Annotated in this window: 19 protein-coding genes; 15 read left to right on the plus strand and 4 right to left on the minus strand. The window is 53.1% G+C overall.

The window, feature by feature from the left end:
* Window positions 1-93: 93 nt before the first annotated feature.
* The 13 genes from tuf (at window position 94) to B9Z32_RS01545 (ending at window position 7,321) form a co-directional block, all read left to right on the plus strand.
* Entirely contained in the window at window positions 94-1,284 is a 1,191-nt protein-coding gene (gene tuf / locus B9Z32_RS01485; RefSeq protein ID WP_108419633.1) for an elongation factor Tu, read from the plus strand.
* A gap of 29 nt (window positions 1,285-1,313) precedes the next feature.
* Window positions 1,314-1,628 carry a 30S ribosomal protein S10 gene (rpsJ, locus tag B9Z32_RS01490; protein WP_055359482.1) on the plus strand — a complete coding sequence of 105 codons (315 nt, stop codon included), beginning with the start codon at window positions 1,314-1,316 and terminating at the stop codon, window positions 1,626-1,628.
* Window positions 1,629-1,867: 239 nt separating this feature from the next.
* Window positions 1,868-2,530, plus strand: a complete 663-nt coding sequence (gene rplC, locus B9Z32_RS01495) for a 50S ribosomal protein L3 (protein WP_055359483.1) — start codon at window positions 1,868-1,870, stop codon at window positions 2,528-2,530.
* Window positions 2,530-3,150: a 50S ribosomal protein L4 gene (gene rplD / locus B9Z32_RS01500; protein WP_108419634.1), complete on the plus strand. Its 621-nt coding sequence runs from the start codon at window positions 2,530-2,532 to the stop codon at window positions 3,148-3,150. The genes rplC and rplD overlap by 1 nt, the downstream gene beginning before the upstream one ends.
* Window positions 3,147-3,461, plus strand: a complete 315-nt coding sequence (gene rplW / locus B9Z32_RS01505; protein ID WP_090132134.1) for a 50S ribosomal protein L23 — start codon at window positions 3,147-3,149, stop codon at window positions 3,459-3,461. Before rplD ends, rplW begins: the two co-directional genes overlap by 4 nt.
* Window positions 3,462-3,463: 2 nt before the next feature.
* Entirely contained in the window at window positions 3,464-4,288 is an 825-nt protein-coding gene (gene rplB / locus B9Z32_RS01510; protein ID WP_090132136.1) for a 50S ribosomal protein L2, read from the plus strand.
* Window positions 4,289-4,298: 10 nt separating this feature from the next.
* Window positions 4,299-4,577 carry a 30S ribosomal protein S19 gene (gene rpsS, locus B9Z32_RS01515; protein WP_055359487.1) on the plus strand — a complete coding sequence of 93 codons (279 nt, stop codon included), beginning with the start codon at window positions 4,299-4,301 and terminating at the stop codon, window positions 4,575-4,577.
* A 9-nt stretch (window positions 4,578-4,586) separates the two neighbouring features.
* Window positions 4,587-4,916, plus strand: a complete 330-nt coding sequence (gene rplV, locus B9Z32_RS01520) for a 50S ribosomal protein L22 (RefSeq protein ID WP_055359488.1) — start codon at window positions 4,587-4,589, stop codon at window positions 4,914-4,916.
* Between the two features lie 16 nt (window positions 4,917-4,932).
* Window positions 4,933-5,811 (plus strand): 30S ribosomal protein S3, encoded by an 879-nt coding sequence (gene rpsC, locus B9Z32_RS01525; RefSeq protein WP_108419635.1) that lies wholly within the window; start codon window positions 4,933-4,935, stop codon window positions 5,809-5,811.
* A 2-nt stretch (window positions 5,812-5,813) separates the two neighbouring features.
* Complete coding sequence (gene rplP / locus B9Z32_RS01530) at window positions 5,814-6,230, plus strand: 50S ribosomal protein L16 (RefSeq protein ID WP_055359490.1); 417 nt, start codon at window positions 5,814-5,816, stop codon at window positions 6,228-6,230.
* A 16-nt stretch (window positions 6,231-6,246) separates the two neighbouring features.
* Window positions 6,247-6,441 (plus strand): 50S ribosomal protein L29, encoded by a 195-nt coding sequence (rpmC, locus tag B9Z32_RS01535; RefSeq protein WP_090132140.1) that lies wholly within the window; start codon window positions 6,247-6,249, stop codon window positions 6,439-6,441.
* A 9-nt stretch (window positions 6,442-6,450) separates the two neighbouring features.
* Complete coding sequence (gene rpsQ, locus B9Z32_RS01540; RefSeq protein WP_108419636.1) at window positions 6,451-6,720, plus strand: 30S ribosomal protein S17; 270 nt, start codon at window positions 6,451-6,453, stop codon at window positions 6,718-6,720.
* Between the two features lie 94 nt (window positions 6,721-6,814).
* Entirely contained in the window at window positions 6,815-7,321 is a 507-nt protein-coding gene (locus tag B9Z32_RS01545; protein ID WP_108419637.1) for a peroxiredoxin, read from the plus strand.
* A 24-nt stretch (window positions 7,322-7,345) separates the two neighbouring features.
* Here B9Z32_RS01545 and B9Z32_RS01550 read toward each other — a convergent pair whose 3' ends face one another.
* Together B9Z32_RS01550 and B9Z32_RS01555 are read right to left on the minus strand one after the other, a co-directional pair.
* Window positions 7,346-7,786: a GNAT family N-acetyltransferase gene (locus B9Z32_RS01550; protein ID WP_108420916.1), complete on the minus strand. Its 441-nt coding sequence runs from the start codon at window positions 7,784-7,786 to the stop codon at window positions 7,346-7,348.
* Between the two features lie 121 nt (window positions 7,787-7,907).
* The gene (locus tag B9Z32_RS01555; protein WP_108419638.1) at window positions 7,908-8,579 is read right to left on the minus strand and encodes a cytochrome b/b6 domain-containing protein; all 672 of its coding nucleotides are present in this window, start codon (window positions 8,577-8,579) and stop codon (window positions 7,908-7,910) included.
* A gap of 90 nt (window positions 8,580-8,669) precedes the next feature.
* Here B9Z32_RS01555 and B9Z32_RS01560 point away from each other — a divergent pair, with 90 nt between their 5' ends.
* Complete coding sequence (locus B9Z32_RS01560) at window positions 8,670-9,122, plus strand: cytochrome c (RefSeq protein WP_108419639.1); 453 nt, start codon at window positions 8,670-8,672, stop codon at window positions 9,120-9,122.
* 3 nt (window positions 9,123-9,125) lie between these two features.
* Here B9Z32_RS01560 and B9Z32_RS01565 read toward each other — a convergent pair whose 3' ends face one another.
* Together B9Z32_RS01565 and B9Z32_RS01570 are read right to left on the minus strand one after the other, a co-directional pair.
* On the minus strand, window positions 9,126-9,860 hold the full coding sequence (locus tag B9Z32_RS01565; RefSeq protein ID WP_108419640.1) for an alpha/beta hydrolase: 735 nt from the start codon (window positions 9,858-9,860) through the stop codon (window positions 9,126-9,128).
* Window positions 9,860-11,104 (minus strand): CaiB/BaiF CoA-transferase family protein, encoded by a 1,245-nt coding sequence (locus tag B9Z32_RS01570; protein ID WP_108420917.1) that lies wholly within the window; start codon window positions 11,102-11,104, stop codon window positions 9,860-9,862. Before B9Z32_RS01570 ends, B9Z32_RS01565 begins: the two co-directional genes overlap by 1 nt.
* A gap of 52 nt (window positions 11,105-11,156) precedes the next feature.
* Between B9Z32_RS01570 and B9Z32_RS01575 the strand changes: the two genes are divergently transcribed.
* Window positions 11,157-11,705, plus strand: a complete 549-nt coding sequence (locus B9Z32_RS01575) for a hypothetical protein (RefSeq protein WP_108419641.1) — start codon at window positions 11,157-11,159, stop codon at window positions 11,703-11,705.
* Window positions 11,706-11,708 lie beyond the last annotated feature (3 nt).

Here is an 11,708-nt window from a genome sequence, read left to right on the forward strand (position 1 = left end):
GATCCAGTGCCACGCTGTACCCGTGCGGTGTGAACAAGCAATTGGATGCAAACATAAAACCACAACACGGGCTTTGTTCTTTGGAGAATTGAAATGGCAAAAGAGAAATTTGAGCGGACAAAACCGCACGTGAACGTTGGCACCATTGGTCACGTTGACCACGGCAAAACAACATTGACAGCTGCTATCACCACCGTGTTGGCAGCCAAGTTTGGCGGCGCTGCTAAGGCGTATGACCAAATTGACGCAGCGCCTGAAGAGAAGGCCCGCGGCATTACCATCAACACAGCGCACGTTGAGTACGAGACGGCCAATCGCCACTACGCTCACGTTGACTGCCCAGGCCACGCCGACTATGTGAAGAACATGATCACTGGCGCGGCTCAGATGGACGGCGCCATTTTGGTGTGCTCCGCTGCTGACGGCCCCATGCCCCAAACCCGCGAGCACATCTTGTTGGCTCGTCAGGTGGGCGTGCCTTACATCATCGTTTTCTTGAACAAGTGCGACATGGTGGACGACGCCGAGTTGCTCGAGTTGGTGGAGATGGAAGTTCGCGAGTTGTTGTCCAAGTACGACTTCCCAGGCGACGACACACCGATCATTCAAGGCTCAGCCAAGCTGGCTTTGGAAGGCGACAAGGGTGCTTTGGGCGAAGAAGCCATCATGAAGTTGGCAGACGCTTTGGACTCCTACATTCCTACACCCGACCGCGCGGTTGACGGTGCATTCTTGATGCCAGTGGAAGACGTGTTCTCCATCTCTGGTCGCGGCACAGTGGTCACTGGCCGTATCGAGCGCGGCATCATCAAGGTTGGCGAAGAGATTGAGATTGTGGGTATTGCTGATACGCAAAAAACCACATGCACAGGCGTTGAGATGTTCCGCAAGTTGCTGGACCAAGGCCAAGCCGGTGACAACGTGGGTATTTTGCTGCGCGGCACCAAGCGCGAAGACGTGCAGCGCGGCCAAGTGCTGTGCAAGCCCGGCTCGATCAAGCCACACACACACTTCACAGGCGAAATTTACGTTTTGTCTAAAGACGAAGGTGGTCGTCACACGCCATTCTTCAACAACTACCGTCCTCAGTTCTACTTCCGTACAACTGACGTGACAGGCGCTATTGAATTGCCAGAAGGCAAAGAGATGGTGATGCCAGGCGACAACGTGTCGATCACTGTGAAGTTGATCAACCCGATCGCCATGGAAGAAGGTCTGCGTTTTGCGATCCGCGAAGGCGGCCGCACTGTGGGCGCTGGCGTTGTGGCCAAGATCCTCGCTTAATTCAACACATTTAAGTTTGGAACTTACACATGTCAGCTAAACAAAAAATTCGCATTCGCCTCAAAGCGTTTGATTACAAATTGATCGACCAGTCTGCTGCTGAGATCGTGGACACTGCCAAGCGCACCGGCGCAATTGTCAAAGGCCCCGTACCTTTGCCAACACGCATGAAGCGTTTTGACATTCTGCGTTCACCGCACGTCAACAAGACCAGCCGTGACCAGTTTGAAATCCGTACGCACCAGCGTCTGATGGACATCGTTGACCCTACAGATAAAACTGTGGACGCCTTGATGAAGTTGGACTTGCCTGCTGGCGTGGACGTCGAAATCAAGTTGCAGTAATTTGCAATTGAAAGACAGTTGAGGCCTTGCTAGCCTGGAAAACCAGGCCGGCAATGTCCTCATCGGGGTCTGAAAAAGCCCCAAAAAGACTCGAATTTAAAAACCGCTTGCCATATTCCTTGACGAGCGGCTATAATTTGAGGCTCAGCCCAATTTGGGTTGGGATTTATTAACCTTCTTTCATACATAACTCAGTGGCCAATTGAAGTCGCTGGGGTGGAAGTTTTGGAGAAAAAAACATGAGTCTTAGCAACTCCCTAGGGTTGCTGGGCCGCAAGGTGGGCATGATGCGTCTGTTCACTGATGATGGGGACGCAGTGCCTGTCACAGTGGTAGATGTTTCAAACAACCGCGTGACCCAGGTTAAAACCCAAGAGAACGATGGCTACGTTGCCCTTCAGGTAACGTTCGGCTCGCGCAAAGCATCGCGCGTGACCAAGCCAATTGCTGGCCACCTTGCGAAAGCAGGCGTTGAAGCCGGTGAAATCATTCAAGAATTCAAAGTGACTGCTGATACAGCAGCTCAGTACGCCGCTGGCGCTGCTGTGCCTGCTACGGTGTTTGCTGTGGGCCAAAAAGTGGACGTGCAAGGCACTTCCATCGGTAAAGGCTTCGCGGGCACCATCAAGCGTCACAACTTCAAGTCACAGCGCGCGTCGCACGGTAACAGCCGTTCGCACAACGTGCCAGGCTCGATTTCTATGGCGCAAGACCCAGGTCGCGTGTTCCCAGGTAAGCGCATGTCCGGTCACCTCGGTGATGTCACATGCACAACCCAGAACCTCGACGTCGTGCGCGTAGACGAAGTTCGTGGTTTGCTCCTCATTAAAGGCGCAATCCCTGGTTCCAAAGGCGGCTTCGTCACTGTGCGTCCCGCCATTAAAGCTAAAGGAGCGAACTGATGCAGCTCGAACTCCTGAACGACCAAGGCCAAGCCGCTTCAAAATTTGATGCGCCAGAAACCGTGTTCGGTCGTGCATACAACGAAGACCTGATTCACCAGATCGTGGTGGCTTATCAAGCCAATGCCCGTCAAGGCACCCGCGCTCAAAAAGACCGTGAACAAGTTCACCACTCAACCAAGAAGCCATTCAAGCAAAAAGGCACCGGTCGTGCACGTGCTGGTATGACTTCTTCGCCTCTGTGGCGCGGCGGTGGTCGGATTTTCCCGAACATGCCCGACGAGAACTTCACACAGAAGATCAACAAGAAGATGTACCGCGCTGGTATGGCTTCTATCTTCTCTCAATTGGCACGCGAAGGCCGTTTGGCGGTGGTCGACTCCCTCAAGGTTGAGTCCCCCAAAACCAAACAGTTGGCTGCCAAGTTCAAAGCCATGAACCTCGACTCCGTCTTGGTCATTGCCGACGAAGTCGACGAAAACCTGTATTTGGCTTCCCGCAATTTGGTCAATGTCCTCATTGTTGAGCCCCGTTACGCCGATCCAGTTTCTTTGGTGCACTACAAGAAAGTGCTTGTGACCAAAGCAGCTGTCGACAAACTCAAGGAGATGTTCGCATGAGCACACAAAAGTTTGACGAAGGTCGTCTGATGGCTGTGTTGGTTGCACCTATCGTGTCCGAGAAGGCCACCATGGTTGCAGAAAAATCAAACGCCGTCACATTCAAAGTGCTACAGGACGCTACCAAGCCTGAAATCAAAGCTGCTGTGCAGTTGATGTTCAAGGTGGAAGTTAAGGGCGTGTCTGTGGTGAACACCAAAGGCAAGACCAAGCGTTTTGGCAAGACAATTGGCCGTCGCGACAATGTTCGCAAGGCTTATGTCACCTTGATGCCCGGTCAAGAGCTGAACCTCTCAGGGGAGGCCGCTTAATCATGGCAGTCATTAAACTCAAACCAACCTCACCCGGCCAACGTGGCGTGGTGAAGGTGACTCGCGATCACCTGTACAAAGGCGAGGCCTATGCGCCTTTGCTCGAAGCACAGCATCAAAAAGCGGGTCGCAACAACAACGGTCACATCACAACCCGTCACAAGGGTGGTGGTCACAAACATCACTACCGTGTTGTTGACTTCAAACGCAACAAAGATGCAATTCCAGCCAAAGTGGAACGCATTGAGTACGATCCAAACCGCACAGCGCACATTGCACTGGTTTGCTACGCAGACGGTGAGCGTCGTTACATCATTGCACCCCGTGGCTTGGAAGTTGGCGCAACCTTGTTGTCCGGTTCGGAAGCTCCGATCCGTGCAGGCAACACATTGCCCATCCGCAACATTCCAGTGGGTTCCACCATTCACTGCATCGAATTGAAACCAGGTGCCGGCGCTCAAATCGCTCGCTCTGCTGGTACTTCTGCCACATTGTTGGCCCGCGAAGGCATCTACGCTCAAGTGCGTATGCGTTCCGGTGAAGTTCGCAAGATTCACATCGAATGCCGTGCAACCATTGGTGAAGTCGCCAACGAAGAACACAGCTTGCGCCAGTTGGGCAAAGCCGGTGTGAAGCGTTGGATGGGTATTCGTCCTACCGTCCGCGGTGTGGCCATGAACCCTGTTGATCACCCACACGGTGGTGGCGAAGGTCGTACCGGTGAAGGCCGTCATGCAGTTGACCCATGGGGTAACCTGACCAAGGGCTACCGTACCCGTAACAACAAGCGCACGCAGGTCATGATCGTGTCGCGTCGCAAGAAGTAAAGGGTAGCCAATGACTCGCTCACTTAAAAAAGGTCCATTCGTTGACCATCACCTCGTTGCCAAGGTTGAAAAAGCCGTTGCAACGAAAGACAAGAAGCCCATCAAAACATGGTCACGTCGTTCTATGGTCTTGCCCGATTTCATCGGTTTGACCATTGCTGTGCACAACGGCAAGCAACACGTGCCTGTTTATGTGACTGACCAAATGGTTGGCCACAAGCTGGGTGAATTCGCTCTGACCCGTACATTCAAGGGTCATCCAGCGGACAAAAAAGTCCAGAAGAAATAAGGAAAGACCATGGAAACACGTGCAGTCCTCAGGGGCGTCCGTTTGTCGGTCGATAAAGGCCGCCTGGTCGCCGATTTAATTCGCGGCAAAAAAGTGGATCAAGCTTTGAACATCCTCACATTCACGCAGAAAAAAGCTGCTGGCATTGTGAAGAAGGTTTTGGAGTCCGCCATTGCCAACGCTGAACACAACGACGGTGCTGACATCGACGAGTTGAAGGTGAAAACCATCTACGTCGAACAAGGCGCCACACTCAAGCGTTTCACAGCCCGCGCCAAAGGCCGTGGCAACCGTATCAGCAAGCCCACATGCCACGTGTATGTGACGGTTGGCAACTGAAAGGCCTAGGAAGAATATGGGACAAAAAATCCATCCTACCGGCTTCCGCCTGGCGGTCAGCCGCAATTGGGCAAGCCGTTGGTACGCAAGCAACCGTGATTTCGCCGGCATGTTGGCCGAAGACATCAAGGTTCGTGAATACCTCAAGGCCAAGTTGAAGAACGCTGCTGTGGCACGCGTCCTCATCGAGCGCCCCGCCAAAAACGCACGCATCACTATATTCTCGGCTCGTCCGGGTGTGGTGATCGGCAAAAAAGGCGAAGACATCGAGAGCTTGAAGAAAGAACTCGCAGCTCGTTTGGGCGTGCCAGTGGCAGTCAACATCGAAGAAGTGCGCAAGCCCGAAATCGATGCCCAACTGATTGCTGACAGCATCACACAACAGCTCGAAAAGCGGATCATGTTCCGCCGCGCCATGAAGCGTGCCATGCAAAACGCCATGCGTCTGGGTGCCCTTGGTATCAAGATCATGTCTGCTGGCCGTCTGAACGGTATCGAGATTGCACGTACCGAGTGGTACCGTGAAGGCCGCGTGCCTTTGCACACTCTGCGCGCAGACATTGACTACGGCACTTCTGAAGCCAAGACCACCTACGGTGTGATTGGTGTGAAGGTCTGGGTCTACAAGGGTGATACCTTGGGTCGCAACGATGCACCTGCATTGGCTGAGCCCCGTCAAGAAGAAGAGCGTCGCCCACGTGGGCCGCGTCGTGATGCACGTCCGGGTGACCGGCCTGCGCGCGGTGCGCCACGTCGTGCTGGCGGTACCAACACAGCACCTGTTGACGGCAGCGACAAGCCCGCCGACGCAGGTGGTGATGTCAAACCCACCGTTAAGCGCGTACGTAAAGTAGCCGCGCCAGCTGCAGCAGCTGACGGTGCCAAAGGAGAGTAAACATGCTGCAACCCGCTCGCAGAAAGTTCCGTAAGGAACAAAAGGGCCGTAACACCGGCGTCGCAACCCGTGGCAACACGGTTGCGTTTGGTGATTTCGGTTTGAAGTCCACCGACCGTGGCCGTTTGACGGCCCGTCAGATCGAAGCTGCACGTCGTGCAATTTCACGTCACGTGAAGCGTGGCGGCCGTATCTGGATTCGTGTGTTCCCCGACAAGCCAATCTCTACAAAACCTGCAGAGGTTCGTATGGGTAACGGTAAGGGCAACCCCGAGTACTACGTGGCTGAAATTCAGCCCGGTAAGGTGTTGTATGAAATCGTTGGCGTGCCAGAGCAATTGGCCCGTGAAGCGTTTAAATTGGCCGCAGCCAAACTGCCCTTGCGCACGACGTTTGTCGCACGCATGATTGGCCAGTAATTCAGGAGAACTCACAATGAACACAACTGAACTGCGCACCCAAGACGAAGCTGGTTTGGCGAAAGAAATCAAGGATCTGCAAAGAGCCCATTTCAATTTGCGCATGCAAAAAGCCACTCAGCAACTCGGCAACACGAACCAACTGCGCGAAACTCGCCGCAGCATCGCTCGCGCCAAAACCATCCTTGCCCAAAAGCAAGCCGCCAAATAAGGAGTGACCATGACGGAAGCTAAAACATCCCTCAAGCGCACCTTGATCGGCAAGGTGGTCAGCGACAAGCGCGCCAAAACCGTAACGGTGTTGGTGGAGCGTCGCGTGAAGCATGCTTTGTATGGCAAGATTGTTGCCAAATCAAGCAAGTACCACGCACATGACGAAACTGGACAATATGGCATCGGCGACGTGATTGAAATCACCGAGAGCAAGCCAATTTCCAAAACCAAAAACTGGGTTGCCACCCGTTTGGTTGAAAAGGCTGTCGCGATCTAAGCTTTATCAGCTCATTTCAGCAAGCTTTCAAAAAACGACTCACAATAGTGGGTCGTTTTTTTTCGTTTCAACAGTTCACTTTTAAGGAATTAGCATGATCAAGGTCGGAGACACCATTCCCGCAGTCACATTGACAGAGTTTGTAGAAGTAGAAGGCAACGGTTGCAGCATTGGCCCCAACCCCGTGGATGTTGCAAAAGCTTCTGCTGGCAAAACCATCGCTTTGTTTGCTTTGCCAGGAGCCTTTACGCCCACCTGCTCAGCCAAGCACGTGCCTGGTTATGTGGCGCAATTTGACGCCTTGAAAGGCGCTGGTGTCGATGAAATTTGGTGTGTCAGCGTGAACGATGCGTTTGTGATGGGCGCATGGGGCCGTGAATTGCAAAGCACAGGCAAAGTTCGCATGATGGGTGACGGTAGCGCCGATTTCACCAAGGCCACAGGCCTGACTTTGGACCTCACAGCGCGCGGCATGGGCTTGCGCAGCAATCGCTATTCCATGTTGGTGAAAGATGGCAAAGTGGCTACTTTGAACGTCGAAGGCCCTGGCAAATTTGAGGTCAGCGATGCTGACACCATGTTGTCTCAAGCGAAAGCCTAAATAGCCATTGCGCCTGGTCGCACATCAAAGCATCACGCGGAGATAGTGCGCACCAGGCAATGGGTTGTGATAGTAGGGCGGAACCTCTTCAAACCCAAGGTCTTCGTAAAGCGCGCGCGCAGTTTCCATCTCGTCTAGCGTGTCTAACAAAACGCAGCTGTAGTCGCATTGACGTGCAGCATCCAAAATACTCTCAGCCAATTGACGCCCTAAGCCAAGGCGCCTAAATGCGGGCCTCACATACAAGCGTTTCATTTCTGCCGCGTTGGGTGAGTCGGCAGAGTCTAGGGGTCGCAGTGCACAGCATCCCGCCACTTCTTGATTCACCATGGCCAACAACAGAGAGCCCCGTGGTGCTGCGTATTCACCTGGCAATTGCGCCAACTCCGAATCAAAATCTTGAAAGCAAAGATCAACACTGAGCGATTGAGCGTACTCAAGAAAAATCTCACGCACCGCCAACATGTGTTCAGCCGTTGTTGCTTCGAACAAAGAGATGGTGGGAGGTGTGGAGGGATGCAAGTGAGGCAAAGTAGCTAGGGCTGAGCAAAAAGTACGGTGAAAGTTTAGCGGTAAATGGTTGCGATCAAATGGGCGAAGCACCCAGATTGATCAGGGCAAACACCAAGCCAGCACTGATCAAGATGCAGACCAAAGCCAACAACCAATGGGTGGGGCCATCTTTGGAAGAGGGTGCGGGAGTCTCAACTGATTTATTGCCTGTCAACATGGCGCGAGTGAGGTTTTCTTTTTTCTTGATCAAATACCAGAGGATGGCCAACAGATGAATGGCCACCAGCATAAGAATGATTGTCTTGCCGTAGCCTTTGTGCCAGCGTGTGGCCAGACTCACAGTGCTTTCTGAAACAAAGCGAACCAAGGGACCCGAATTGGCAATTTCGTCGTCACTGAAAAGCCCGGTGCTTGCTTGCAAAGCCAACAAGCCAAGGATGGCGATGATGGAGAGAGAACCCAAAGGGTTGTGGCCTAGAAAAGAGGTGTGCTGCGCAGAAGGCGTTAAATACTGACGCACCAAGCCTGGCGTGCAAGTCAATTGCTGCCAGCGAGACCAATAGCCGCCACAAAAGCCCCACATGACTCTAAAAATGAGCAAGCTCAAAACGCCATAACCGCATCTGAAATGCCAGACCATGGCATTGCCGCCCACATTGCCTGTGATCACCAATGCAATGATCAAGCCCGCCAAAGTCCAGTGGAAGAGGAGAGTTGGCCAATCCCAAACGCGTATCTGAATCATGAAAAAACTTTCGAAACCTGAAGTTTTGTCAACAAAGAATAAAAAAACTATGAGAAACTGTAAAGCAGTTCAACGCCATTGGGAGTTTTTATGAAAAAACAATTTGCCTTCTTTTCGGGCTTGCTAGCCCTTTTGCTGGCTTTGCCCGCTTCAGCGCAATTTGCCAAACCCGAAGATGCCATCAAATACCGCAAGGCCAGCTTCACCGTCATGTCGGCCCACTTTGGCCGCGTGGGTGCCATGGCCTCAGGCAGAGCGCCCTATGACGCCAAAGCCGCAGCAGAAAATGCAGACATTGCAGCGGCCATGTCCAAGTTGCCTTGGGCTGCATTCACTGAAGGCTCTGACAAAGGCGATACCCGTGCCAAGCCTGAAATTTGGAAAGACAGCGCCAAGTACAAAGAAGCCGCAGACAAAATGCAAGCCGAACTCACCAAGCTTTCAGCTGCCGCCAAAGTCGGCAATGTCGATGCATTGAAAACAGCCTTTGGTCCTGCTGCAGCCACATGCAAAAATTGTCACGACAATTTCCGCAAAGAATAATCTTTAAGCTTCAGCGCATGCCAACAGCAGCGCTGTCAATTCTGTCGGGGCACTGATCATCGGATCGTGCCCCGTTTTCATTTCGATCACGCGTGAATTTTGTTGCCACAAACCATCCCAAAATTGGGGGTCCATCACACGTCGTCTGGCCACATCGATGGTGGCCAATGGCGGCACAGTGCAATTGATGAAGGTTCGCGGCACGCTGGCAACGCGGGCTGCATCAAAGTTCAAAACATGTTGGTAGGTACCGCCAGGGTGCGGCGTTTGTTGCCTTTGAACCCATTCATAGCCTTGGGCAGACAGGCCAAACACAGCGGGGTCGGGTGGCGGAAAACTGTTGTTGATACTTTCAGCCGCCGCATCGATGCGGGCTTTTTGGGTGGCACTGGCATGTGTGCTGCTCCAGCTTTCACCGGGCTTGGGAACCACAGCATCTAAGTAGACCAAGTGTTTCAAGCGAGAGGCACGTCGATCAGCCACGGCCGTGCCCAGCATGCCCGCGTAGGAGTGCACCACCAAGATGGCGTTTTGCATTTCTTCTGCGTCGAGCGCTTGCAACACATCTTGAATGTGAGTTTCTAAATCAATCCCTCGGTGCAACAAATGCGAGCGCTCGCCCAAACCCGTCAGCGTCACAGCGTGAGCACTGTGACCTGCACGAATGAGGCTTTCGGTCACGTGCTTCCAGCACCAAGCACCATGCCATGCGCCATGCACCAATAAAAATTGCGCCATCAGATCACACCTTTGGTTTGAAGTTGTTCAATTTGTGCAGGGCCATAACCCAGTACCTCGTTCAGTACCTGTGTGGTGTGTTGCCCCAATTGAGGCGGCACATGGTCTTGCCGCACAGGGGTGAGGCTGAGCTTCAGAGGGCTGGCCACAAGTTGCAAATCTTTTTGATGTGGGTGTTGCCAGGTGCTCACCATGTTGCGAGCCGTTACCTGCGGATCTGCAAATACTTCAGCCAAACTGTTAATGGCACCACACGGCACCTTGGCCAATTCAAGCGCAGACAACCACGCAGCTTTGGGCCGCGTCATCATGATCTTTTCAAGCAAGGGCACCAACACCGCTCTGTTTTTGACGCGCTCGGTGTTCTTGCTAAATCGCGGATCAGTGGCCAATTCGGGGTGACCCGCCACTTCGCAAAACTTGGCAAATTGACCATCATTGCCAACCGCCAAAATCAGATGGTCGCGCGAACCAGGTATGGCATTTGTCGCAGGCATCACCTCAAAGACTTGATAGGGCACGATGTTCTGATGCGCATTGCCAGCGCGTCCTGGGGTTTTGCCGCTGACCAAATAGTTGGCCCCCAAATTGGCAAGCATGGCGACTTGGGTGTCTAGCAAAGCCATGTCGACATATTGGCCTTCGCCGGTTTTTTCGGCATGCCGCAATGCCGCCAAAATACCCACAGTGGCATACATGCCCGTGAACAAATCGGCCACGGCAACCCCCACTTTTTGGGGGCCACCTCCCAAATCATCGCGCTCGCCAGTAACGCTCATCAGACCGCCAATGCCTTGGACCGCATAGTCATAACCTGCTCTGTCACTGTAAGGGCCAGTTTGTCCAAAGCCGGTGACGCTGCAATAAACAAGTCGGGGGTTGAGCGCTTTCAAACTGGGGTAATCAAGCCCATAGCGGGCCATGTCGCCCACCTTGAAGTTCTCAATGAAGACATCGCAATGAACTACCAACTCCCGTATCAAGGCTTGGCCATCTGGTTTAGAAATATCACAAGTGAGTGAGCGCTTATTTCTGTTGGTGCCAAGGTAGTATGCTGCTTCAGGCGTATCTTTGCCTTGTGCATCTTTCAGAAATGGGGGGCCCCAGCTGCGGGTGTCGTCGCCTGCACCCGGGCGTTCTATTTTGATCACATCAGCGCCGAGGTCGGCCAATGTTTGGGTACACCAGGGGCCCGCGAGCACGCGGGAGAGATCTAGGATGCGAATGCCGTCTAATGAATTCATACCGTCATTGTCGCGAAAAATAAACTCACATGCAGGCGTTGATAATCGAAGCATGCGCAATTATTTTTTGAAGAATGCGGCAGCCGTCTTTTTCGCCATTGCAGGCCTCACCGCATGCCAGCCCAGTTTAAATTGGCGGGCTGTGCAATTGGAGGGGACGAACCTCAAGTTTGAGCTGCCGTGCAAGCCAGATAAAACCACCAAATCCGTCAAAATGGCTGGGCTTGACATCGACTTGTCGATGGTGGGTTGCGAGGCCAATGACGCGGTTTGGGCCGTCATGACAGCCCAAGTACCGGCCACTGCCGACCGTGTTGAAATTTTGAAAGGTTGGCGCACAGCCACCCTGCAAAACATGCGAGCCACTCAGACGCAAGACTTAACTTGGTCACCAAGCCGCGTGGCAGCCTTGCCCGGTACTCTTCGCATCAAGTCTCTTGGCACATCGGCCAAGGGTCAGCCCGTACATGCTCAAGCCGTTTGGTTTTCACATTTAGAGGGCGAGGCGGTTCGTTTGGTGCATGCGGTGGTTTATCAAAACCAAGGCCCCAAAATGGACTCAAGTGCTGAGCAGTTGATTGAAAGTTTGAAATTACCATGAACC

The sequence above is a fragment of the Limnohabitans sp. MMS-10A-178 genome (genome assembly GCF_003063375.1).
Lineage (GTDB): Bacteria > Pseudomonadota > Gammaproteobacteria > Burkholderiales > Burkholderiaceae_C > Limnohabitans_A.

Excerpts from the sequence above, each read along its gene's own strand:
- rpsS (WP_055359487.1), top strand. The coding sequence starts at position 4,299 with ATGACTCGCTCACTTAAAAAAGGTCCATTCGTTGACCATCACCTCGTT.
- rpsQ (WP_108419636.1), top strand. The coding sequence starts at position 6,451 with ATGACGGAAGCTAAAACATCCCTCAAGCGCACCTTGATCGGCAAGGTG.
- B9Z32_RS01545 (WP_108419637.1), top strand. The coding sequence starts at position 6,815 with ATGATCAAGGTCGGAGACACCATTCCCGCAGTCACATTGACAGAGTTT.
- tuf (WP_108419633.1), top strand. The coding sequence starts at position 94 with ATGGCAAAAGAGAAATTTGAGCGGACAAAACCGCACGTGAACGTTGGC.
- rpmC (WP_090132140.1), top strand. The coding sequence starts at position 6,247 with ATGAACACAACTGAACTGCGCACCCAAGACGAAGCTGGTTTGGCGAAA.
- rplP (WP_055359490.1), top strand. The coding sequence starts at position 5,814 with ATGCTGCAACCCGCTCGCAGAAAGTTCCGTAAGGAACAAAAGGGCCGT.
- B9Z32_RS01575 (WP_108419641.1), top strand. The coding sequence starts at position 11,157 with ATGCGCAATTATTTTTTGAAGAATGCGGCAGCCGTCTTTTTCGCCATT.
- B9Z32_RS01570 (WP_108420917.1), bottom strand. The coding sequence starts at position 11,104 with ATGAATTCATTAGACGGCATTCGCATCCTAGATCTCTCCCGCGTGCTC.
- B9Z32_RS01565 (WP_108419640.1), bottom strand. The coding sequence starts at position 9,860 with ATGGCGCAATTTTTATTGGTGCATGGCGCATGGCATGGTGCTTGGTGC.
- rplV (WP_055359488.1), top strand. The coding sequence starts at position 4,587 with ATGGAAACACGTGCAGTCCTCAGGGGCGTCCGTTTGTCGGTCGATAAA.
- rplW (WP_090132134.1), top strand. The coding sequence starts at position 3,147 with ATGAGCACACAAAAGTTTGACGAAGGTCGTCTGATGGCTGTGTTGGTT.
- B9Z32_RS01555 (WP_108419638.1), bottom strand. The coding sequence starts at position 8,579 with ATGATTCAGATACGCGTTTGGGATTGGCCAACTCTCCTCTTCCACTGG.
- rplC (WP_055359483.1), top strand. The coding sequence starts at position 1,868 with ATGAGTCTTAGCAACTCCCTAGGGTTGCTGGGCCGCAAGGTGGGCATG.
- B9Z32_RS01550 (WP_108420916.1), bottom strand. The coding sequence starts at position 7,786 with ATGTTGGCGGTGCGTGAGATTTTTCTTGAGTACGCTCAATCGCTCAGT.
- rpsJ (WP_055359482.1), top strand. The coding sequence starts at position 1,314 with ATGTCAGCTAAACAAAAAATTCGCATTCGCCTCAAAGCGTTTGATTAC.
- rpsC (WP_108419635.1), top strand. The coding sequence starts at position 4,933 with ATGGGACAAAAAATCCATCCTACCGGCTTCCGCCTGGCGGTCAGCCGC.
- rplB (WP_090132136.1), top strand. The coding sequence starts at position 3,464 with ATGGCAGTCATTAAACTCAAACCAACCTCACCCGGCCAACGTGGCGTG.
- B9Z32_RS01560 (WP_108419639.1), top strand. The coding sequence starts at position 8,670 with ATGAAAAAACAATTTGCCTTCTTTTCGGGCTTGCTAGCCCTTTTGCTG.
- rplD (WP_108419634.1), top strand. The coding sequence starts at position 2,530 with ATGCAGCTCGAACTCCTGAACGACCAAGGCCAAGCCGCTTCAAAATTT.